The organism is Schaalia suimastitidis DSM 15538, from assembly GCF_000429105.1.
Classification (GTDB): domain Bacteria; phylum Actinomycetota; class Actinomycetes; order Actinomycetales; family Actinomycetaceae; genus Pauljensenia; species Pauljensenia suimastitidis.
On sequence record NZ_AUBF01000010.1, the window covers coordinates 107,935 to 129,363 of the forward strand.

The window sequence follows — 21,429 nt, forward strand, 5'->3', positions numbered from 1 at the left end:
CTTTACCGGGCGCCACCTTCCCCCAAGCGGCGCCCGGTAAAGGTGTCCATCGTCGAAGAAATCCCGAACAGATCCGTTATCCAGTCAAAAATCGGTACAGGTAGTGCCTTGATGCCCAACACCGAATGTGCAAACCACGGCAAAACCTTCCGTTGCTCGCCGCGTTCAATCGCATTGATAACCGTTGTCGCAACCTTTTCTGGTTTCAAAATCGGTAGAACAGCCGGAACTTTCGTCTGCACACCATCGAACATCCCAGTAGAAATGTAGTACGGGGCCACAAGCAGTGTGCGGACATGACTTCCGCGGTGACGCAGCTCTGAACGCAGCGATTCTGTGAAACCGACGGCAGCAAATTTTGATGCTGAATAGTCCGTTTGTCGCGACACGCCAACAAGGCCAGCAGCAGACGCGACCACGACGACTGAACCTTTGTCGCGGGCGATCATGCCAGGTAGGAAGGGGCGCACACAGCGATAGAGTGAGAAAACATTGACGTTAAAGGTCCGTTCAATGTCATTGTCGTCCAGTTCCTCAAAGTATTTACCGGTGACGATCCCCGCGGAGGCGATAAGGATATCGACGCGTCCGAAGGTCTCAAGCACGTCCTTAGCTGCCTGATCGACAGAGGCACTATCTGCGACATCGACTTGCCATGCCTTGGCGTGTACCCCTGCTTGTGTGAGTTCATCTGCCAGGTCTTGCACTGCCGCGACGTTAATGTCCCACAGGAGCACTGTTTTCGCGCCCCGGGCGGCAGCCTCTTTCGCCATCAGCAACCCGATACCGGAGCCTGCGCCGGTAACAAGGACAATCGCGCCGCGCACAGGCACACGGGTGGGACGAAAAGATGTCATGAGTGAACTTTCAGCCGAAGGTACGGAGCATACGAAGCCACAGTGACATCACAGTGGCCCACCGTTCCTCCCCAATAGTATTAGGTGCTTGAATATTCATCAGGCGTTGGGTTGCAATCGTTTGAGGTTCGGTATATTTCGTGATGCCTTCCCTGCCGTGGCGTCGACCTATACCCGACGACTTCATGCCACCCATGGGAGCTGCCTGTGATGCCCACGCAGCCACATAGCCCTCGTTAATGTTGACGGTGCCGCATTCCAAGCGTGAAGCGATGTCGCGACCTCGCCGCAGATTCTTCGTCCACACTGAGGCATTGAGCCCATAGGAGGAGGCATTCGCCAGGGCAACAGCCTCATCCTCGTCACGCACCCGGTAAAGCGAGACGACAGGCCCAAAGGTTTCTTGAGCAAACACGGTCATATCTGCTGTCACCCCACTGAGTACCGTCGGGGCGTAGGCACTTGGCGCAACATCAGGACGGTAAGAGCCCCCAACATGTAATCGTGCCCCTTTTTCAACGGCGTCGACGACATGCGCATGGACACGCTGAGCATGTTCGCTGCTGATCAGTGGGCCCATGGACGCCTGCCAGTTCATGGAGGCTTCAACGCGCAACGCTTGGACGGCGTCGACGAAGGCTGGGACGAAACGATCCCAAATTTCGCTGACCACGTAAATACGTTCAATGGAGACGCACAGCTGACCAGCGTTGGAAAAACATGCTTTCACTGCTCCAGGTATCGTGCGCGACAAGGGAGCGTCAGAGCACACAATCATTGGATTCTTGCCGCCAAGCTCTAACGATACGCCGCGGAGGTGGGCGGCTGCGCGGGTAGCTATTTGAACGCCTGTCGCTGTCGAGCCAGTAAACATCACAAAGTCGGCACTATCAACAAGCTCACCTCCAACCTCGGCACCAGAACCAGGTAGTACCTGGAAAAGGTCGGGGTCAAGACCGCAGCGCTCAAATAACGATCGAACCGCTAAGGCCGTGAAAGGAGTGTGCGAATCAGGTTTCAGAAGCACCGCATTCCCAGCGACCAAGGCGGCGCATGCGTCCGACGCCACCAGTGTTAACGGGTAGTTCCACGGCGCAATAACCGCAACCACTCCCTTAGGGCGATGATGGACTGTGGTGCGTGTCAGCAGCGGCAAAGTACCTGCAACTGTGCGAGAACGAAGGGTTTGAGGTGCGTGACGCGCCAAATAGCGGGCGGTCATTGCCACATCAGCGATTTCTTCGAAGGCATGGGCGCGAGCCTTACCTGACTCCCATTGGACAAGGTCGGCGAGCGGGTCACAGTATTTCCACACGAGATCGTGGAAAGCAAGCAAGCGTCGACAGCGCTCGCGGACGTTGAGGGATGTCCAACGCCGTTGCGCTGCCCGTGCTCTCTTGGTGGCGGCACGTATGTCGCGCGTGCCGAGGCGGGGGATCGTACCGATGATGGTGCCAGTAAGGGGTGAAGTGATGGTCAGCGGTGGCCGTTGTTCGTCGGGTTGGGCGCAAGTGGATGGGAACTGTTGCCAGGTGACGCCAAGGAGGTCAATTGCGCGTCTGCCGCGTTCATCCCAAAGTGAGGCAGCAGAAGCATCAAGTGGCGAGGATTTCATGATGGCAGTCTATCGAGTTGCCCTACAGCGCATTCGGCCTCAAAGGGTGGTGGCACAAAACGAATGAGGTTGCACTTATAAGTGAAAATATGTAGCGTTGTAGGCAGCTGAAGAGTGGAGGTGAATGCTGTGGCTACCGGTGTACAAAATGTCCCCAATGAGACACTCAATATCACAGAAAAGCAGCAGGAATTGGCTCGAAAGATCGATGCCGAAGTGTTCGAGCCCGCACGTCAATCTGACCTTGCCCTGCATCTGACGAGTAAGTTGGGACTGTCGATTGAGCTTCCTCATGAATTGCTTGGCGTGGTCTTGTTCGCCCTTTCGGCAGTGCGCGATGGGCGGCGGATATCTATCGGCACAGTGCCTGAAGAAGTGACAACCACAACCGCAGCAAAAATGCTCGATATTTCCCGACCTTCCTTAATGAAGCTCATTAAGGAAGGTACTTTGGCGGCGCATATGGTGGGAAGTCATCATAGGTTGAAAACAGCAGATGTTATCAAACTCCAGAAACAACGGCGCCATGTCCAACAAGCAGCAGTGCTTGAAATGCTTGACCTTGAAGATGACCTTGAAGATTTCAGCTAGGGGCAGCGAGTATGGGCGACAACAGAGTTCTTGTGGACGCGAATGTTTGGTTCTCGCGGACGCTAAGAGACTGGGTGTGCCTAATGGCGCTCGATCAGCAGCACGGTACATGAAGTCGTATGGACTGAAGACATCCTCGCGGAAACTGTTACAAATCTGCGCAAACACCATCTTCAATGGGACGGTGGACAGATAGCCAATATTGTTGACAAGATTCGCGAAGGTTTTCCTCAAGGTCGAATACGGGATTTTCATGTTCCAGATGCATTTTTTGATCCCAAGGATGCTCATGTTCATGGTGCTGCAGTCGACGCTTGCGCCGACTATGTGGTCACCAATAATGTGAAGGATTTTATTAATGGACCGTTAAATATCGATGAAATTCCTTATGAAGTCTATAGTCCCGATGACTTCTTTATGCTGGTCTGGAGTGCTGCACCGGATGTTGTGGAACGCACGTATCGGTTCGTTGAGAAGCATTTTCGAGATCGAGACATTCCATATTCGGTGGCTGATCGACTACATAAGGCTGGTGCCATAAATTTCGCGAGGACCGTCGCCAAGCTGGGGCTAGGACGCCGATAACCCCGCATGTCTGTCAGCACGTGTGCAGTTGACACCTGAGGTACACCCATCGCTACCACCGCGCAGGTGGCACTTCTTTGCCGGTGACCATCGTCTCAGCCTCGACGCGCACTTGGCCGCGCCTCGTTTCGATGACGACATGGTCAGGTGCTGATTCCACAAGTATTCCTAGGGCATCGTGCAATCCGTCAGCGAGGCGGTAGCGTACAACCACGCGCGTTCCAATAGGCCACGCCAGCCACGGCAGCGCAGGCGGAGTGGGTGTCATGTCGGCAGGAAGACTCATGTGAGCGATAATAGAGGGTAGATATGTCTGAAGGAGGAGTCCATGACCTACGTCATCGCCCAACCCTGTGTCGATGTCAAAGACCGGGCCTGTGTTGATGAATGCCCTGTGGACTGCATATATGAGGGTGCGCGTTCGCTGTATATTCACCCGGAAGAGTGCGTGGACTGCGGTGCCTGTGAGCCCGTATGTCCCACAGAAGCAATCTTCTATGAGGACGACCTGCCTGCTGAGTGGTCTGACTACTACCGGGCAAATGTCGATTTCTTCAGTGAACTCGGTTCGCCCGGCGGTGCGCAACGCGCTGGCGTGCAAGATTTTGACGATCCGATGATTGCCGCGCTGCCTCCACAAAACCAGGATTACCTCGATTCGTTGAACTGAGCCACGTCGGCCTGTGGTGTGCGTCAAGCGTCGCACCGCAGGCCGATCCATATGCCCCACTCACGAAAGCCTGCCATGAGCCCGTTGCCACGTACCCTTGGACTTCCTGACTTCCCGTGGGATCTTCTCACGCCGTATAAAAACATCGCGGCAGCCCATCATGAAGGGATCTGTGACCTTTCCGTTGGCACGCCAGTGGATCCAACGCCGATGCTTGCCCAAACAGCACTCCACGAGGCTGCCGACGCTCCCGGCTACCCTACAGTGATCGGAACACCTGAGGTTCGTCAGGCAATTCGCCGCTGGTGCATGAGGCGCAACATGGTTGACCCGGGTGACGCAGGTGTCATCCCAACCATCGGCTCCAAAGAAGCAGTCGCGTGGATCCCTTCGATGCTTGGTGTTCAAGCGGGCGATACGGTGCTGTTTCCGCAGTGCGCATATCCGACCTATGACATTGGTGCACGTCTAGCCGGTGCAACGCCCACGCCGGTTGACCCGCGCGCCCCCGAAACGTGGCCCGATGCTCAGCTTGTGTGGTTGAATTCGCCAGGCAACCCCGATGGGCATGTGTTGAACCTTGACGAGTTGCGTGCCGCTGTGCAGTGGGCACGCGATCATGACGCCGTGATTGTGGCCGATGAATGCTACGCCGCATTGCCGTGGGCTGAGCCCTACATCAGCCAAGGTGTGCCATCTCTCCTTGACCCACGGGTGTGTGGCGGTGATGTGAGTGGCCTTATCGTCTTGTATTCCTTGTCGAAGCAGTCGAATCTTGCTGGCTACCGTGCAGCCCTCATGGCGGGTGATCCTCAGTTACTTGCTGCCGTCGTTGAGGTACGTAAACATGCGGGCATGATGGTGCCAGCGCCCGTGCAGCATGCGATGGTGCGCGCGCTGGACGATGCAAATCACGTTGCTACCCAGTGGGAAACGTACCGGCGTCGCAGGGAACTGCTCCTTGATGCGCTTGACGGTACGGGCCTCGTTAATGATCCTCAGTCGCAAGCGGGCCTGTACCTGTGGCTTCGCCGAGGCGAAGCTGGGGAAAGTGCAGAGCAGACCTTTGCCCGTGGGGGAGGGGATTCGTGGTCCATCGTGCAATGGTTCGCCACATTAGGGATTCTTGTGGCTCCCGGTGACTTTTATGGCGAAGCTGCCCATGGAGCCGTACGCGTCGCACTGACCGCATCTGATGAACGCATTTCTTCGGCGGCGCAGCGTATCGTGGGGGCAGTGTCCAAGGGATGGTAAAAGCCGCGCAAAACTCTTGTTGGCAGGTTAGTCTTGGGACAAGAGTCCCGGTTGAATGTTGTACCGGGCGACCACGCGACGGTAATGATGCCCGCACAATCACAGGAGGACATCCCCATGACAAAGGACACCGCGACCACACGCACCGATGCGGCTGACGTGCAGCCAGAAAGTGTCGCCGCGCGCCTAACGATCGGCGATGCCACGATTGAACTACCGTGCGAGAAAGCAACAGTCGGTACGGACGGTGTGCGTATTGGTCGTCTAATGGCCGACGCCAACGTCGTCACCTTGGACACCGGTTTTACGAATACTGCCTCATGTAAATCAGCCATCACCTACATTGACGGCGATCAAGGCATTTTGCGTTACCGAGGCTATCCCATTGAGCAACTTGCCAAAAACTCGTCCTTCCTGGAGGTGGCGTACCTGCTGATTCACGGCGAACTGCCAGACGCTTCGACACTGGAAGCCTTTATTCGCCGCATTGGACGGCACCGTTTGCTGCACGAAGATTTCAAAGCATTCTTCACTGCCTTCCCCCACGACGGGCATCCCATGGCCATCCTGCAAGCCGGTATTGCTGGGCTTGCCACCTACTATGAAGACACGTTGGACCCGCGTGACCCAGAGCAACTGCAAGACGCCCTTGTTCTGCTCATCGCAAAAGTGCCGACAATGATCTCGTATATTGCCAAGCGCGCCGCAGGTCTACCGTTGCTTTATCCTGACGCGCAGCGAGGCTATACGGAAGATTTCATTCGTTTGACCTTCGGTATGCCATTCCAGGCCTACGATATTGACCCCGCGTTGGTACGCGCACTCGATATGTTGTTGATCCTTCATGCCGATCACGAGCAAAATTGCTCCACGTCAACGGTGCGTTTGGTGGGATCGTCCCAAGCGAATCTGTACGCCTCTGTGGCCGCAGGTGTGGGCGCTTTGGCTGGTCCGCTGCACGGAGGTGCTAACGAGGCCGTGTTGAGGATGCTTCACGAGATTCGCGACACGGGACAGCCGGTGAAAAATTACGTTGAACGCGTGAAGAATAAAGAGGCAGGTGTGCGCCTGATGGGCTTTGGGCACCGTGTCTACAAGAACTATGATCCGCGTGCAGCTCTGGTGAAAGAAACAGCCCACGATGTTCTGTCGCGTCTGGGCAAACGTGATGAGCTGCTGGATATCGCGATGGAGCTGGAAGAAATCGCTCTGTCAGACGAGTACTTCAAGGCGCGTAAGCTTTATCCTAACGTCGATTTCTACACGGGTCTGATTTACTCGGCGATGGGTTTCCCCACCAAGATGTTCACCCCGTTGTTCGCCCTTGGGCGCCTGCCAGGATGGATCGCGCAGTATGTTGAAATGACGCGGGACCCAGAAAACAAGATTGGTCGCCCGCGCCAGGTTTACGTCGGTGAAGTGGAACGCGATTACGTGCCGTTGCGCCAGCGCGTGTCGCGCGTCGATATCTGACCGGCGTACGGTGGGCGCCTAGACACAGTGGGCGCACGACTTGGCGCCAAAATATCAGGGTGGTAGTGAGTATTTCACTACCACCCTGTGCTCGTCGGCACTGCGCCTTTGATGCGCCTATTAGTTGGTGGCGTGCAGTTCGTCGTTGAGGACGATGCCGTGTCCGCCACGGGCAAGTGCCTCAACACGCCCCGACAATGAGTTGCGACGGAAAAGAACATTTGATGCCCCGGCCAGTTCACGTGCCGATATCGTGCGCGGTTCTTTAAACAGGCCATGGCTACCAGGAACGACACCGCCCGATGGCATGAGTGCCACCTTCGTACCAGCGGTCAAGTACAGCCCTGCTTCGACCACGCAATCGTCTCCAAGGGGAATCCCGAGGCCAGAGTTTGCGCCAAGGAGACAGCGCTTTCCGAGGCGAACGCGCGATTTTCCGCCACCGGAAAGGGTGCCCATAGTCGAGGCGCCACCACCGACATCGGACCCATCGTCAATAACAACACCTTGGGATATGCGGCCTTCAACCATGGACCGTCCCAGCGTGCCAGCGTTGAAATTAACGAAGGCGGCGTGCATTACCGTCGTGCCTTCGGCAAGATGCGCACCAAGGCGAACTTTTGCGCCGTCGGCGATACGCACACCTGAAGGTACGACGTAGTTCACCATAGGTGGGAATTTATCGACGCCAATAACATTGACGGGGTGTCCGTATTGCATATGCAGACGCATACGGGTTTCTTCGAAGTTGTCTGCGGCACACGGACCCACGCTTGTCCACACCACATTGGGTAGGCGCGAAAAAATACCGTCAAGATTGATGGTATTGGGCAGGACAAGACGATGGGACAGAAGATGCAGACGCAGGTAGGCGTCAGCGGTTGATTGAGGCTGATCCTCCAGATCAGTCGAACAGACAACAACTGAGGTCCGTACTCCACGTGCATCGTCGGTGCGTTGAAGAGCGCTGAGTTGATCCAATAGTTCGGCATCACCATTGTCGGGTCTTGTGCCCATATGTGGTTGGGGGAACCATACGTCAAGTGTCTGGCCGTTATTCGTCACTGTTGCCAGGCCAATGCCCCAAGCTTTCGTCATGTCCATAGGCATACCTTATGGTCTAGGCAAAGAGTAGGCACGCTAATCCCATAGCGTGGTTATAGCGAGCGGAAGGCTGTCAGCCCGTGAATGCCTTCGCATCGCCTGCCCTAAAGGGGCTGGGTACTTCACTCATTGATTCGATCGGCGGTGATCCCACAAATCAGGCCAAAAGATACCGAGCTGAATTGCCATTTGTCGCAGCAAAGGTAAGGAAATGCCCACCACGGAGTGGTGATCACCGTCGATACCAGTCACAAACGGTCCACCAAGCGCATCAATGGTAAATGCGCCAGCAACTTTCAGCGGTTCCCCTGAAGCCACATACGCCTCAATTTCAGCATCACTAATATCCCCAAAACGGACGGTGGTTGCAGCACTGGCCGACACCTCGTCAATGAGGGTACGCCTGCCGTGCTCATCGGCCCGGCTGACTCGCGCCCCGTGGTGTCCGGTCCATAGGATGGCCTCCGTATTGCGCATGGCGGCGATGCGTTCGCGGGCAATATCGGGTTGGCGAGGTTTGCCTACCATCGTTCCGTTTATTTCCAACATGGAATCACAGCCGACGATAAATAATTCCTCGTCGGTGGGTAGATCAGCGGTGATATCTGGGTTTGCGGCGCATACTAGATCGACAATGGACCCGCATTTCGCATGAGCTAAGACGGTGACTTCGTCCGCAGGTGTGGTGGAACCTCCAGAAAACGCCCGTCCGTCAGGTAGTGCCTCAAGTGCAGCGTCTTCGTCAACGTTGGAAATGCGAATAATTGGTGTGATACCGGCGTTTTCGAGGGTTTGTCGGCGGGCGGGTGACTTGGAAGCGAGCACAAGGCGCATGGCGTCAATTCCTCCTCTGAATTACTTTCGATATTTGGAGTTTTCTTTGATGAAAGAAAGATAAAACGAAATAAGGTGTGTCGCACGGCATATTTTGCATTACACTGAGTGGTGGGACAACGCACGAGAGGACAGCACTACAGGAGGGTATGTGATCGGGGACAGTCAGGGCAACTCCCCAATAGCGACGATGCAAGACTCCTTGCAGGCGCTTCAAGCGCAACGCGAGGAGCAGTTCAAGGCACCTCCGGCAACCACTGTGGTCCCCATACCTGCGTGCGCTGATGAATCAATCGTTGCAGCAGCATCGAAGCGTCTTCTGGGTGGGCACTTGGTCCACAGCGCCCGCGACCTTGCCACCCGTACAGGCAATGACCTTGAAAGCGTGCGGGAGTTTTGTTCCTCAATCGGTTTTCCTGTGCGTGATGACGACGCATTGGCTTTCACTCAGCGTGACCTTGGCGTATTTGCTGCTTGGCGGGAACTGGTTGATAGCGGCGAAATGACTGAGGACACGTCGCGTTCACTCTTGCGCGCTAACTCCCATTTTGCTGACCGTCTGGCGCTGTGGCAGATAGAGGCATTAGTTGAGGATGCTATTGCCACGCACGGATTTGATGATACGGCAGCCCGCGCCTACGTCTTGGACCACATTGCTGACCGTGTGGCCATTTTTGAACGTATGCTCACCCATGCGTGGACACGACAGCTGGACGCGCTGCTTGCGCGGACAGAAAAAGAAATTGCTGAACGGGGCAGTAGTGCGAATCCTAAAGCCCGTTTCCCTCTTAATCGTTCTCTTGGTTTCGTTGACATGGTGTCCTTTACTGCGCATTCAGCTCTTATTGGCGAGGCCATGGTCGACCTGGTTCAAGATTTCGAAGATGCCTGTCGGTGGACGATTACCGAGGCCGGGGGACGTGTCGTCAAGATGATGGGTGACGCTGTCTTGTACATTGCTGATGATTTGGCCACTGGCCTCAATGTGGCGACGAGTTTGATTGAACATCTCAACGCCGATGACCGCATCCTGCCAGTGCGTGCCTCCTTCGTACGTGGCGACGTGTTTTCTCGTTCCGGTGACGTTTTCGGGCCGACGGTCAACCTAGCGTCCCGCCTCGTTGATATTGCCCCAGCTGGACGCATTTTGACTGACCCAGCTACTGCTGCAGCCATTGCCAGCGGCGTTGGAGAACGTGAATATCGGATCGAAGAATTCCCTCGGGCGGAACTGCGCGGCTTTGGTGTGATTTCCCCCTATGCAGTGTCGCTCGTGCAGTAACACCGCAGATGGCGACCCTGTCAAGCCTTTTCATTCGCCTCTTTACCATATGAGACAAATGTCCAATAAAGGTCAAAAGAGATGAAAGTTTCCTCTGGAAACGTTATAGACTGTTGCGGTGACTACAGTACTCCTCGTTGAAGACGATCCCGCTATCTCTGAACCGTTAGCGCGTGCACTGGGCCGTGAAGGCTATGACGTGCGCGCCCACGGGACGGGCCGTGGCGCCCTCGCCGAGGTAGGAAGTGCAGACCTTGTGGTCCTCGACCTCGGCCTACCTGATATTGACGGACTTGAAGTTGCCCGCGAAATCCGTGCGGCGGGCCTCACTGTTCCGATTCTCATTTTGACCGCGCGCACTGACGAAGTTGATATGGTCGTTGGCCTGGACGCCGGCGCGGACGACTATGTGACCAAACCCTTCAGATTGGCAGAACTCCTCGCGCGCGTGCGTGCACTCTTGCGTCGCATCGGCGGTGAACCTGTTGAAGGGGAAATCATTGCGCAGGATGTGCGCGTTGACGTGCAGGCGCATCGAGCATTCGTGGGCGAACGCGAATTGCAGCTGACCGCGAAAGAATTTGACCTGCTCCGCGTCCTTGTCCGTGAGGCCGGGAACGTCGTTGAACGTGACGTGCTGATGCGGGAAGTATGGGGTTCAGATCCTACAGGCTCCACGAAAACCTTGGATATGCACGTGTCGTGGCTGCGCCGCAAGCTGGGTGATGACGCTGCAGATCCACGCTATGTCACCACTGTGCGCGGCATGGGCTTCCGTTTTGAACGCACCACACGCCAGTAAGACGCTAATCCCTCCACACGTCCGGGCGGTATAAACGCCCCAAAATGGCGGATTTTCAGGATGCTGATCCTTGAAAATCCGCCATTTGGATTACTGCCGCGCCATAACACCTTGTCAGCCGTGGGTGCTGCAGGCAGTTTCTCAACCGTTGGCGCTGTGGTGGCCTCAGCAATCACGGGTACAGCGCTGCGCATTGTCGGTACAGCGCATAGGGTACGTTCTGCCCTCGGATGCCCAGGTGACATGGGTACGCACAATCCCCAGTCTGCGTGTGATATTTTCTGCCCTCGGGTGTCCGAGTGATGTGCGGGGCCATTCGTGCCAGCAAGTGCGTCGGCAATCTTCCCGCTAGGCTTAGGTCAGATATGGCACCAGCAACGATGTGCGAGGAGGCGCAATGAGAAAACGAGCTGTGCGGATGATACTGTCCGTGGTCACAGTCGTGGCGCTCCTGATGGGCATACCGGGTGCAGTTGCCGCCTCAATGTTGGAATGGCGCAGCGAGCAGCGCACGCTTGATACACGTGCCAATGCGCTCCTACGTACCGTGGAACGACGTATCTCCGCCGACCAAGATGTCAGCGAAGCACTTGTCGAAGCATGGACCAAACCCAGTAATGATGACACAGCAGCCACACGCAGTGTGGTTTCCTTACCTGGCGGAACCATTATTAGCGTAGGAGAAACTCCAGCAGGTATGACCTTGGTGTCGAGTGCTGCTGCCCCTAGTGGTGTGAGGGTCTTCATGGTCGCTTCAGCCGGCGAAGCACTTGAACGTGTCATCTACATGTGCGTCTTTTTCGCATGCGGTGTCGTTGGATCATTAATTGTTGGTTGGCTGATGGCCAACCGGCTGGCACGCCGTTTGTCAGCACCATTGATTTACCTGTCGGCGCAAGCTGAACAAATAGGATCCGGTAATGTGCGTGCGCGTCTGCGTCCATCAGGTATCGAAGAAATTGACCTTGTCCAAGAGGAATTGGTGCGCACTGGTGAACGTATGGCGGGGCGCTTGGCTGCTGAACGGCAATTTGCGGCCGACGCATCGCATCAACTGCGCACACCACTGACCGCACTGTCGATGCGTCTAGAAGAAATCGAACTGATTTCCACTGAAGAAGACGTCCAATCCGAAGCACGCAGTTGCCTTGAACAAGTTGAACGTATGACTGAAGTACTCACTGAACTACTTGACGTCAATGCTCGGTCAGGTGGAGCCAGCGAAGCCATACATCTACTTGAGGTCTTTAACACTCAGCGCGAAGAATGGGAAGAACAGTTTGAACGCGCAGGTCGCCAGCTGATTTTCACTGACGAGGCTGAACGTCCCGTACTTGCTGACGGTGCCAAGTTGGGGCAGGTTTTGGCGACTCTCATCGAAAATGCACTGCACTATGGTGAGGGGACAACCCGTGTCGTGTCACGACCTTCAACGAATAATCGAGGCGTCACCATTGATGTCTCCGATGAAGGTAAGGGCGTGGATCCAGAGCTCGCATCCTCCGTCTTCGAATATGGCGTATCAGGACACGGATCGACGGGTATCGGTTTGGGCCTTGCCAAAGATCTTGCCTCCAGTATGGGTGGGCGGCTGGAATTACTACAGGCCTCGCCACCGATATTTCGCGTTTCACTGGCAGCGGTGCCAGCAACCCTTGACCCTAATCGTGTCATGCCACTGGGGCCGCTTGTCTCTATGGGGCGCCGTTCCCGCCGATTCTGAAACGCGCCACATGTGGTGTCCTCATGCCTGCGGCGCCGCGAGCAATGAGTGGTGCCTCTATGGTGGATGATTCCCCGCCCACAATGGCTCAGACGCTAGGCTAGAGGGCGTGGAGCAGACCTTTGCGAATCGTCCTGTCGTAGCTGTGGTTGGCGGAGGCCAACTGGCCCGCATGATGCAAGAATCCGCCATCGCCCTCGGTATTGAATTACGGCCACTGGTAGAGGCAGCAAACGGCTCAACAGGGCAAGTGGTAGTTGACGCGCCCGTTGGTTCACCTCAGGATGCCACCGCACTTGGCGGACTCGTTGACGGTGCCAACGTACTCACCTTCGAGCACGAACATATTCCCCACAATCATTTGGCAGAGTTGTCAGGTCGCTTGCCCGTGCATCCGAGCGGACAGGCGTTGTTATATGCGCAAAATAAGCTTGAAATGCGCCGCCGCCTCGCTCAGATCGGTGCGCCGTGCCCGCGGTGGGCTGAGGTGCACACCCTGGACGATATCGAAGCCTTCGCAGATACTGTCGGGTGGCCCATAGTGCTGAAAATGCCCACTGGTGGCTACGACGGGCATGGCGTGAAAATCATTGACACCGCCGAGCAAGCCGCGCAGTGGCTAGATACCACGACTCCGCTGCTGGTCGAAGAAAAAGTGCCCTATATTTCCGAGGCTGCAGCGCTGCTTGCCAGGAGCCCCAGTGGACAGGTGTGTTCCTGGCCGGTTGTCACCACCGAACAACGTAATGGCGTATGTGCTGTCGTTACTGCACCCGCTCAAGATCTTCCCCTCGATGTGGCAGCTCAAGCGCAGGCTCTTGGCGAAACAATTGCCCAAGAACTTGGCGTGACGGGTGTGCTCGCCGTGGAACTTTTCGTTGTGCGTGACGGCACTACGGTAAAAGTCATGGTGAACGAATTGGCTATGCGCCCCCATAACTCCGGGCACTGGACCATCGATGGGGCAGTGACCAGCCAATTTGAACAGCATCTTCGAGCAGTCCTTGATCTGCCGCTTGGCTCAACCGACCTAGTGCGGCCAGGTAGCTACGCAGTCATGGTGAACCTGTTGGGTTCGACCCTACCCGACCCAGCGTGTGCGCTGCCTCGTGCCCTCGCCGTTGACCCGGCAGTGCGCGTACACCTGTACGGAAAAGAAGTACGGCCGGGAAGGAAACTTGGGCACGTCACCGTCGTGGATGCCGATGCTGAACGCGCCCGCGCCATCGCTGAACGGGCCGTCGAATGCCTTGCAGGCGCAACTGGCCACACCGAAAAGGACCGATCCTGACTGGCGATGCTGCGCCTCGTCAATACAACAACGACTACTTCACCGGAGGACACAATGTCACTACCTGATGACCTATATCTGTCCGCCACCGGCGCCAATGCGCAGGTTGGTGTTGTCATGGGATCAGATTCGGATTGGCCGACGATGCGTGGCGCAGTTGAAGCACTCGCCGAGTTCGGTGTTGCCTGCGAAGTGGGGGTCGTATCCGCCCACCGGATGCCCGAGGATATGGTGGCATACGGGCGGCAAGCAAGCGAACGTGGCCTGCGAGTGATTATCGCAGGTGCAGGAGGCGCAGCCCACCTGCCGGGAATGCTGGCTTCGTTGACTGAATTGCCTGTTATCGGGGTTCCAGTTCCGCTGAAATATCTGGACGGCATGGATTCACTGCTGTCAATCGTACAAATGCCCGCAGGCGTACCAGTGGCAACGGTGTCGATCGGTGGCGCACGTAATGCGGGGTTACTTGCCGCTCGGATCCTCGGAGCAGGGCGTGACGAGGCGGCTGCAGGTATCCGCGAAAAAATGCGTCAATTCCAAACATCGCTGCGCGCAACAGCGATCGATAAAGGGCACAGCCTGTCCGCCAGCATGTGATGGGCTGCACTTGACGTATTTGCCTGCGTAGAATGGCACCATGAGTGTTTTGGTCACAGGAGGCGCCGGATATATCGGCGCGCACGTTGTCCGCTTACTTCGCCAGCGCGGCGACGATGTCGTTGTCGTCGACAATCTTTCGACAGGGCGCTCCGATCGGATTGGGGACGCTAAACTCATCCAACTTGACGTTGCCAAAGATGAAGCACGGATGAAACTCGCCAATGTCATGGTTGACGAAGATGTTGAAGCTGTCATCCATTTCGCGGCACGTAAACAGGTCGGCGAATCCGTTCAACGCCCCGCCTGGTACTACCAGCAAAATGTTGGTGGGTTGGCCAATGTGCTGATGGCCATGGGGGAGACCGGCGTCGACAAGATGATTTTTTCTTCCTCAGCAGCTGTCTACGGAATGCCGACCGTTGAAGTTGTGCCCGAAGACGCTCAGTGCCAGCCTATTAATCCCTACGGTGAAACGAAGCTCATCGGCGAATGGATGATGGCTGATTGCGAACGCGCATGGGGTCTTAATTGGATTGGCCTGCGTTATTTCAATGTTGCAGGTGCAGGCTGGGTTGACCTGGCTGATCCTGCGGTACTTAACCTGGTGCCGATGCTGTTGGACCGCCTCGCCAAGGGGGAGTCCGCCAAGATTTTCGGTGATGACTACCCGACGCCAGACGGCACTTGTATTCGGGACTATATTCACGTCCTTGACCTTGCCCAGGCGCATATTGCTGCAATGGATGCCTTGGCCGAGGGTACTCCCGCACATCGTACTTTCAATGTGGGAACAGGCCAGGGCACCTCAGTCAAAGAAATTGTTGACGGGCTACGTGCTGTTATGGGGTGGGACTTCCCGGTTGAAATCCTTGGCCGCAGAGCTGGTGACCCGCCGAAACTCATTGGAGACCCGCAGTCCATTGCTGTGGACCTCGGATGGAAAGCAAACCAAGGACTTGAGGAGATACTGTCCTCTGCGTGGGAGGCATGGCAGGCTGGGCCGCGGCATATCGAGGTCCCAGGACGCTAGGTTCCAGTAGCGCGCCGAGGTTGCGGGTGACTCGGGTGTGCCTGTGATGTGGGTGGGTGGCGAGGGCATTGTACGCATCATGCCACCACTTCACCTCAACCGTCAGTCGCCTCGGTCCTCAGTCGCCTCAGCGTCCGTTGCCCCGGATAGCAATTGCCTCAGCCGTTGAGCGAGGCGAAACTATCCACAGTGAGGGTCCCGTCTCGCATGGCTGCAAAGAAATCCGGTGCAGTCTCGCCCACCAAAAGCACCGCAGAACCTGCAGGTGTCGAGTAGCCGATATTTTCAATTGGCGGTGCACCTGTGAGTCCATCTGCCTGAGCCTTTTTGAAGGCAAGTAGAAGTCGTCCCACATCAAAAGGCGACGCATCCTGATCGACCACAAGGGCCTTGGCACCCGCACGCTCAAGCTGAAGGGTGCGCCACGGGTTGAGCAGCACGGAAGGCGACATTGCTGTCGCCACGGTCTGAGATATGACCTGTCGTTGTCGTTGAGCGCGGCCAATATCGCCAAGTGGATCGGCGTAACGCATACGGGCGAAAGCCAATGCAGTGGGCCCATCAGCGACATGGCAACCAGCTGTCCAATTGAGCTGCGAATATGGGTCAGACACATCCATATCGAGGCATAACTCGATGCCACCAAGCGAATCAACAATCGCGGTGACGCCACCCATACCAATTTCCACGTAGTGGTCGACTGTGAGTCCCGACAAAGCTTCGACCGTGGAAACCAGCAAAGCAGGGCCTCCGTAGGAATAAGCGGCATTGAGTTTGGAGTACCCGTATCCAGGAATATCGACATAAGTGTCACGCGGGAGCGACACCATAGAGGTCTGTCCATTGCTGGCCTTGTGAACAAGGACTACGGAATCTGCACGTTGACCCTCGGCATCATCGACCACAGCGCCATCTTGCCGAGAATCAGACCCCGCCAAGAGCCACGTGGTACCAGGCGTGTTGCTCGCACCTGATAGTGCATCGATTCGCCCCAGGTTATTGTTGGCGTCCCACAGGAGGAAAGATGGCCAACCGATGACCAGGATAAGGAATACAACGACGGTTGTGAGCAGAGCACGCTTAAGGGTGCGCGTGCGTCCTCTGCGTGGTGGCTGTGACGGATGAGCGCCAACAGGTGAATGTACCGGCGGCATCCGGCGTGCAGGGGAGGGCGAAGTGGAGGACAGCGCGGGGGAGTGGGGACTGCTTGCCGAGGTGGCGCCTCGCCCACGACGAGGAGCAAAACTCGGTGGTTGAGCTGTGGGACGCGGAGGAAATGCTGGGGGCTGAGTGGCGCCGGGTCCTGTCGCGAGAGGGTCTGCTGGCGTGCTTGGGTGTGTTGGAGCGCTTGGGTGCGCTTGCCCACCGGGGTCTGCTGGCGTGCTTGGGTGTGTTTCTTGACGGGCCTGCGCCGACGCCTCGCGAGGATCGCTCGCGGGGGCAGCGTTGGACTGGGAGCGAATACTGCGACGTCTCGGCTGGAAACTTGGCGGTAAGTCTCGCAAAGGAGCGGATGCGGACGGTGCCGAAGCTGGAGGTTGCGGCGCGGAAGCGGGCTGGATGCTCGGTCTGGTGGGAGGTGACGCTGGCGACTCAGGAGGAACGGTGCCATTGTTCGACGGATCGTGAACATGGCGGCGTTGACGCTTCGGGTCTGGCGCGAAAGAAGGTGGCTGCTCGCTCATAGTGTCCACACTTTTAGCTCTTGGGTGGACACGAATCGTCAGCTAGGGAGTTGAATGTCTGTGGTTGGGGTGTTGTAGTACCCGTTGTGGTTGCCGTATCAGCGTTAGGTGCCTGGGTGGTCGCCGTATCTGTTGTCGTTGTTGACGGCGTTGTTTCTGACGTCGTTGCTGCTGCATTAGGGTCGGTTACCGTTGGTGCGGTAGGGTCAGGCACCGTTAGTTCATTGCCTGAGGCGTCGCGGTAGGTGATGCCAGCAGGCAGCGGCTGATCATTTTGCAGCGCAGCCCACAGGGGCGCGGTAACGCTAGTATTCTCGATCACTCGGTTGGGATCGGAGGGCGCTTCGAGCACAGGCATCATGACAAACTGGATCTGATCACGCTGGAGGTTTGCCAGTGACAGCATCAAACCAGCATCAGCGTTAATATCAGACAGATTCGGTGAAACCTGCAGTGAAGAGATTGTCGCCTTCAAGAACGACAAGAGCTGAGGAAGATCAGTGAGGATATTCTTTGACGCCAAGGTTTTGAGCATTGCGCCAACCAGCTGTTGCTGACGACCGATACGGGAAAGGTCAGAGCCATCACCAAGGTTTTTCCGCGCACGTGCAAGCGCGAGCGCCTGGTCAGCACCAAGTAACTGACAACCAGCAGGCACATCAAGGCCAGATAGGTGGTCATAGAGGGGTTCATCGAATTGCATCCACACGCCACCAAGGGCATCCACCATCGAACGGAAACCGGTAAAGTCGACGACAACAAAGCCGTCAATGGTCAGTCCGGTGAGCTCCTCCACTGTGGATTTTGTACATGCCACACCAGCTGCAACATCATTAGTGACAGCGCCAGTAGCGAAGGCATCGTTAAACATCGCGTCGTACTGCCGGGGCGAGGTTGACCCATCTGACCGTTTACACGGGGGGATATCCACCAGGGTGTCGCGGGGGATTGACACAACCTGCAGGCGGGTGCGGTCGGCTGACAGGTGAGCAACCATCGTCGTATCAGAACGGATGGTCGAAATTTCCTCAGCGCTGCCAAAAGAATCGCCCGTTTGGTCATAGCGGGAGTCAATACCGACAACGAGGAGGGTGATTGGCCTGCCAGCGAAAGAATCGGCTGGTAGTTCTTCTTGTGTTTCTTTACCGTCGGATGCGACATCAAAACCACTGATATCGAGTGCACTGTTGGATACAGTCTTGGCCAGGTCCAGGTAGATGCCAACAGCGGTGGAGGTCACAAAGAGAACAAGGGTAAGTACGATGGCGAAAAATGTGCGCAGCGCACCGAAACGATACGGTTCGGTCGCAGCATGTGTGACCTGGCCGCGGTCGTTGTTGAGTAATTCTTTCGCCATTGTTTCAGCTTACTTCCTTCAGCTGCGAAGTACCGCGTTCACATGCCGTTGTGTGACACACCCACTGCGGTCAAGACTGATTGCGAAGCGACGCGACGTATTCGGCGATACGCAAGGAGGCATCCTCTGGTGCGAATCCTGTTTGCTTTAATTTGGAGAGGTCAAGTACAGAATTAAGTGGGCGTGGAGCCACTGTCTGGCCATGGAAATATTCATCAGTGGTAATAGGAATAACCATTGACGGGTCTTTTCCGACGAGCGTGTAGACTTCGGCCGCGATCTGTGCCCAGTTCATCACAGGTCCATCACCGGAAAGGTTATAAGTGCCCCACGGTGCACTCGACCTAAGTAGGTGAATGATGCCGGACGTGAGATCAGCAGTAAATGTAAGTCGACCATGTTGATCAGAAACCACCTTGGGTGAGATATCCTGACGCGCTAAATTTGCCATGGTTCGAATGAAATTCTTCCCATCCCCAACGACCCAACTGGTACGAACAAGGTAATGGCGTGGGCAGACCATGACGGCACAATCGCCAGCTGCTTTTGATTGTGCGTATACGCCAAGCGGAGTAAATGTCTCGTCTTCAGTGTGTATGGTAGCAGTTCCATCAAAGACATATTCAGTCGACATATGGACTAGCGTTACGGCATGTTCAGACGCGTAGCGTGCGAGTACCGCCGGGCCGACTGCGTTAGCGCGCCATGCTGCTGCACGACCTGCGGGTGTCTCGGCGGCATCAACATCTGTCCATGCTGCTGCATTAATGATGATGTCGATATTGGACCAGTCCCACGCCCTCACAGCCTCGGCATCAGCAATATCGACCTCAGGGAGGTCAACGCCTCGAACCTCAAATCCTGCCTCAGGGAGCTGACGCATGAGCTCACGGCCAAGTTGCCCACCAGCACCAGTGACAAGCACCTTGGGGCGCTTTGCCGATGGGAACGGCACGACGGCGTCAAGGCGTGGATGGGCCTTATCTTTGTCAGACTGGATCGCTTGATCTAGTGGAATAGGCCACGGTACCTGCACTGTTTCGTCAGCGAGGTTCAGGAAGGTGTACTGAGCATCGGGTGCCCAGTGGTCATTCACCAAGTAGGTATATGCCGTATTTGGTTCAAGCGTTTGATACGAATTGCCAACTCCAGCTGGGACGAAAACTGCGACTGATGGATCAATTTCACAGGTATATACCTGCCCAAATGATGGACCTTCACGTAAATCCACCCAAGCCCCAAAAACGCGTCCAGTTGCCACGGAAACAAATTTATCCCACGGTTCGGCATGGATACCGCGAGTCACTCCTACCTCGTCATTGAAGGAGATGTTGTTCTGAACTGGATGAAAATCAGGCAAACCGAGTGCCACCATTTTCTCACGTTGCCAGTTTTCTTTAAACCATCCGCGGTTGTCCCCGTGAACAGTCAAATCAATGCGAAGGAAACCGGGGATCGGTGTTTCTTCGATTCCCAAAGGCTTACCCGTGTGGGGTTGTGTCATGAGTATCGCTTTCTGGGAGTAGTGTCGTCGCTAGCTATATCCTAATGCTTATTGGTGGAAGCACGTTTACTCTACTCGTGACGGAGCTTCAGTTTGAGGATGATAGTCCATGAGCACATGAGCACATGAGCACATGAGCACATGAGCACATGAGCATAGGGAAGTTTCCTCTCAAAATGCCTTACGTCGACACCCATCGATTGTTTAGCGCTATCACCTAAGGTAAAGGGCATAATGGTGTTGGTATTGCTTTGGTAACTAGAATAGGAGCGGACATGAAAGGCATCATTCTTGCAGGCGGGTCGGGAACCCGCCTGCACCCCATTACGTTGGGGACATCCAAACAGCTCGTTCCGGTGTACGACAAACCAATGATTTACTACCCATTGTCAACCTTAATGTTGGCCGGTATTCAGGATATTCTAGTCATCACAACACCTCATGATGCCCCTGCTTTTCATCGACTTCTTGGCGATGGGCGCCAGCTTGGAGTCAACATCAGTTACACGGTTCAAGAAGTTCCGAATGGTCTTGCTCAGGCATTTGTCCTTGGTGCTGAGCACATTGGTGGCGACTCTGCGGCCTTGGTACTTGGCGACAATATTTTCTATGGGCATGGGATGGGGACGCGACTGCGTCGGCATGTCAATCTGGATGGTGGAGCAGTTTTTGCCTATCACGTTACCAATCCACAGGACTATGGAGTGGTTGAGTTCGATGAGGACTTCAAGGCATTATCGATTGAAGAAAAGCCTGCCCACCCGAAGTCGAACTATGCTGTGCCCGGTCTATATTTCTACGACAATGATGTAGTGCAGATTGCAAGAGATCTGAAACCTTCTGCGCGCGGCGAATATGAGATTACCGATGTCAACAAGGCCTATCTTGAGGCCGGAAAACTTGTGGTTGAGATTCTGCCTCGTGGTACGGCGTGGTTAGACACGGGGACATTTGATTCACTTGCTGATGCCACTGCTTTCGTTCGCACCGTGGAGGCGCGCCAAGGCATGAAAATCGGTGTGCCTGAAGAAGTTGCTTGGCGCATGGGCTTTATTGACGACAAGGGATTACGTCAGCGTGCTGAGCCGCTAGTGAAGTCTGGTTACGGGCAGTATTTGTTGAATCTCATCGACTGTGGAGCTAGATGATGGTCTGATGCGCACGGTCTGCAA

Annotated in this window: 21 protein-coding genes; 13 read left to right on the forward strand and 8 right to left on the reverse strand. The window is 55.8% G+C overall.

Annotation, left to right across the window (positions count from 1 at the left end):
• Positions 1 to 2: 2 nt before the first annotated feature.
• Complete coding sequence (locus G438_RS0105465; RefSeq protein WP_026460465.1) at positions 3 to 857, reverse strand: SDR family oxidoreductase; 855 nt, start codon at positions 855 to 857, stop codon at positions 3 to 5.
• 10 nt (positions 858 to 867) lie between these two features.
• Positions 868 to 2,472 (reverse strand): succinic semialdehyde dehydrogenase, encoded by a 1,605-nt coding sequence (locus tag G438_RS10990; protein ID WP_051259336.1) that lies wholly within the window; start codon positions 2,470 to 2,472, stop codon positions 868 to 870.
• Between the two features lie 129 nt (positions 2,473 to 2,601).
• Between G438_RS10990 and G438_RS12565 the strand changes: the two genes are divergently transcribed.
• Positions 2,602 to 3,063 carry a helix-turn-helix domain-containing protein gene (locus tag G438_RS12565; protein WP_205618415.1) on the forward strand — a complete coding sequence of 154 codons (462 nt, stop codon included), beginning with the start codon at positions 2,602 to 2,604 and terminating at the stop codon, positions 3,061 to 3,063.
• Between the two features lie 93 nt (positions 3,064 to 3,156).
• Positions 3,157 to 3,648, forward strand: a complete 492-nt coding sequence (locus tag G438_RS12765) for a PIN domain-containing protein (RefSeq protein ID WP_420804719.1) — start codon at positions 3,157 to 3,159, stop codon at positions 3,646 to 3,648.
• Positions 3,649 to 3,700: 52 nt separating this feature from the next.
• Here the strand turns inward: G438_RS12765 and G438_RS0105485 are convergent, their stop codons facing one another.
• On the reverse strand, positions 3,701 to 3,934 hold the full coding sequence (locus G438_RS0105485; protein WP_240470998.1) for a putative acetyltransferase: 234 nt from the start codon (positions 3,932 to 3,934) through the stop codon (positions 3,701 to 3,703).
• Between the two features lie 42 nt (positions 3,935 to 3,976).
• Here G438_RS0105485 and fdxA point away from each other — a divergent pair, with 42 nt between their 5' ends.
• The 3 genes from fdxA to G438_RS0105500 all read left to right on the forward strand — a co-directional run bounded on the left by fdxA (position 3,977) and on the right by G438_RS0105500 (position 7,045).
• On the forward strand, positions 3,977 to 4,318 hold the full coding sequence (fdxA, locus tag G438_RS0105490) for a ferredoxin (protein WP_026460467.1): 342 nt from the start codon (positions 3,977 to 3,979) through the stop codon (positions 4,316 to 4,318).
• A 75-nt stretch (positions 4,319 to 4,393) separates the two neighbouring features.
• Positions 4,394 to 5,572, forward strand: a complete 1,179-nt coding sequence (gene dapC / locus G438_RS0105495; protein WP_026460468.1) for a succinyldiaminopimelate transaminase — start codon at positions 4,394 to 4,396, stop codon at positions 5,570 to 5,572.
• A 117-nt stretch (positions 5,573 to 5,689) separates the two neighbouring features.
• Positions 5,690 to 7,045: a citrate synthase gene (locus tag G438_RS0105500; RefSeq protein ID WP_084403125.1), complete on the forward strand. Its 1,356-nt coding sequence runs from the start codon at positions 5,690 to 5,692 to the stop codon at positions 7,043 to 7,045.
• 120 nt (positions 7,046 to 7,165) lie between these two features.
• Here the strand turns inward: G438_RS0105500 and dapD are convergent, their stop codons facing one another.
• Both dapD and G438_RS0105510 read right to left on the reverse strand, forming a co-directional pair.
• Positions 7,166 to 8,149, reverse strand: a complete 984-nt coding sequence (dapD, locus tag G438_RS0105505; RefSeq protein ID WP_026460470.1) for a 2,3,4,5-tetrahydropyridine-2,6-dicarboxylate N-succinyltransferase — start codon at positions 8,147 to 8,149, stop codon at positions 7,166 to 7,168.
• A gap of 126 nt (positions 8,150 to 8,275) precedes the next feature.
• The gene (locus tag G438_RS0105510; protein WP_026460471.1) at positions 8,276 to 8,983 is read right to left on the reverse strand and encodes a Maf family protein; all 708 of its coding nucleotides are present in this window, start codon (positions 8,981 to 8,983) and stop codon (positions 8,276 to 8,278) included.
• A 151-nt stretch (positions 8,984 to 9,134) separates the two neighbouring features.
• Between G438_RS0105510 and G438_RS11005 the strand changes: the two genes are divergently transcribed.
• The 7 genes from G438_RS11005 (at position 9,135) to galE (ending at position 15,711) form a co-directional block, all read left to right on the forward strand.
• Positions 9,135 to 10,265 carry an adenylate/guanylate cyclase domain-containing protein gene (locus tag G438_RS11005; RefSeq protein ID WP_051259338.1) on the forward strand — a complete coding sequence of 377 codons (1,131 nt, stop codon included), beginning with the start codon at positions 9,135 to 9,137 and terminating at the stop codon, positions 10,263 to 10,265.
• A 118-nt stretch (positions 10,266 to 10,383) separates the two neighbouring features.
• Complete coding sequence (locus G438_RS0105520) at positions 10,384 to 11,067, forward strand: response regulator transcription factor (protein WP_026460472.1); 684 nt, start codon at positions 10,384 to 10,386, stop codon at positions 11,065 to 11,067.
• Positions 11,068 to 11,127: 60 nt separating this feature from the next.
• Positions 11,128 to 11,370, forward strand: a complete 243-nt coding sequence (locus G438_RS0105525; protein WP_026460473.1) for a hypothetical protein — start codon at positions 11,128 to 11,130, stop codon at positions 11,368 to 11,370.
• A 94-nt stretch (positions 11,371 to 11,464) separates the two neighbouring features.
• Positions 11,465 to 12,790 carry an ATP-binding protein gene (locus tag G438_RS0105530; RefSeq protein ID WP_026460474.1) on the forward strand — a complete coding sequence of 442 codons (1,326 nt, stop codon included), beginning with the start codon at positions 11,465 to 11,467 and terminating at the stop codon, positions 12,788 to 12,790.
• Between the two features lie 109 nt (positions 12,791 to 12,899).
• Complete coding sequence (locus tag G438_RS0105535; protein ID WP_026460475.1) at positions 12,900 to 14,081, forward strand: 5-(carboxyamino)imidazole ribonucleotide synthase; 1,182 nt, start codon at positions 12,900 to 12,902, stop codon at positions 14,079 to 14,081.
• 54 nt (positions 14,082 to 14,135) lie between these two features.
• Entirely contained in the window at positions 14,136 to 14,678 is a 543-nt protein-coding gene (purE, locus tag G438_RS0105540; RefSeq protein WP_026460476.1) for a 5-(carboxyamino)imidazole ribonucleotide mutase, read from the forward strand.
• A gap of 40 nt (positions 14,679 to 14,718) precedes the next feature.
• Positions 14,719 to 15,711: a UDP-glucose 4-epimerase GalE gene (gene galE, locus G438_RS0105545; RefSeq protein ID WP_026460477.1), complete on the forward strand. Its 993-nt coding sequence runs from the start codon at positions 14,719 to 14,721 to the stop codon at positions 15,709 to 15,711.
• A 158-nt stretch (positions 15,712 to 15,869) separates the two neighbouring features.
• Here the strand turns inward: galE and G438_RS12240 are convergent, their stop codons facing one another.
• From G438_RS12240 to G438_RS0105560, 3 genes are all read right to left on the reverse strand, one after another.
• Positions 15,870 to 16,865, reverse strand: coding sequence for an LCP family protein (locus G438_RS12240; RefSeq protein WP_240471000.1), 996 nt, complete (start codon positions 16,863 to 16,865; stop codon positions 15,870 to 15,872).
• 544 nt (positions 16,866 to 17,409) lie between these two features.
• Positions 17,410 to 18,753 carry an LCP family protein gene (locus G438_RS11020; RefSeq protein WP_051259339.1) on the reverse strand — a complete coding sequence of 448 codons (1,344 nt, stop codon included), beginning with the start codon at positions 18,751 to 18,753 and terminating at the stop codon, positions 17,410 to 17,412.
• 70 nt (positions 18,754 to 18,823) lie between these two features.
• Complete coding sequence (locus G438_RS0105560; RefSeq protein WP_026460478.1) at positions 18,824 to 20,257, reverse strand: sugar nucleotide-binding protein; 1,434 nt, start codon at positions 20,255 to 20,257, stop codon at positions 18,824 to 18,826.
• 275 nt (positions 20,258 to 20,532) lie between these two features.
• Here G438_RS0105560 and rfbA point away from each other — a divergent pair, with 275 nt between their 5' ends.
• Complete coding sequence (gene rfbA / locus G438_RS0105565) at positions 20,533 to 21,405, forward strand: glucose-1-phosphate thymidylyltransferase RfbA (RefSeq protein WP_026460479.1); 873 nt, start codon at positions 20,533 to 20,535, stop codon at positions 21,403 to 21,405.
• Positions 21,406 to 21,429 lie beyond the last annotated feature (24 nt).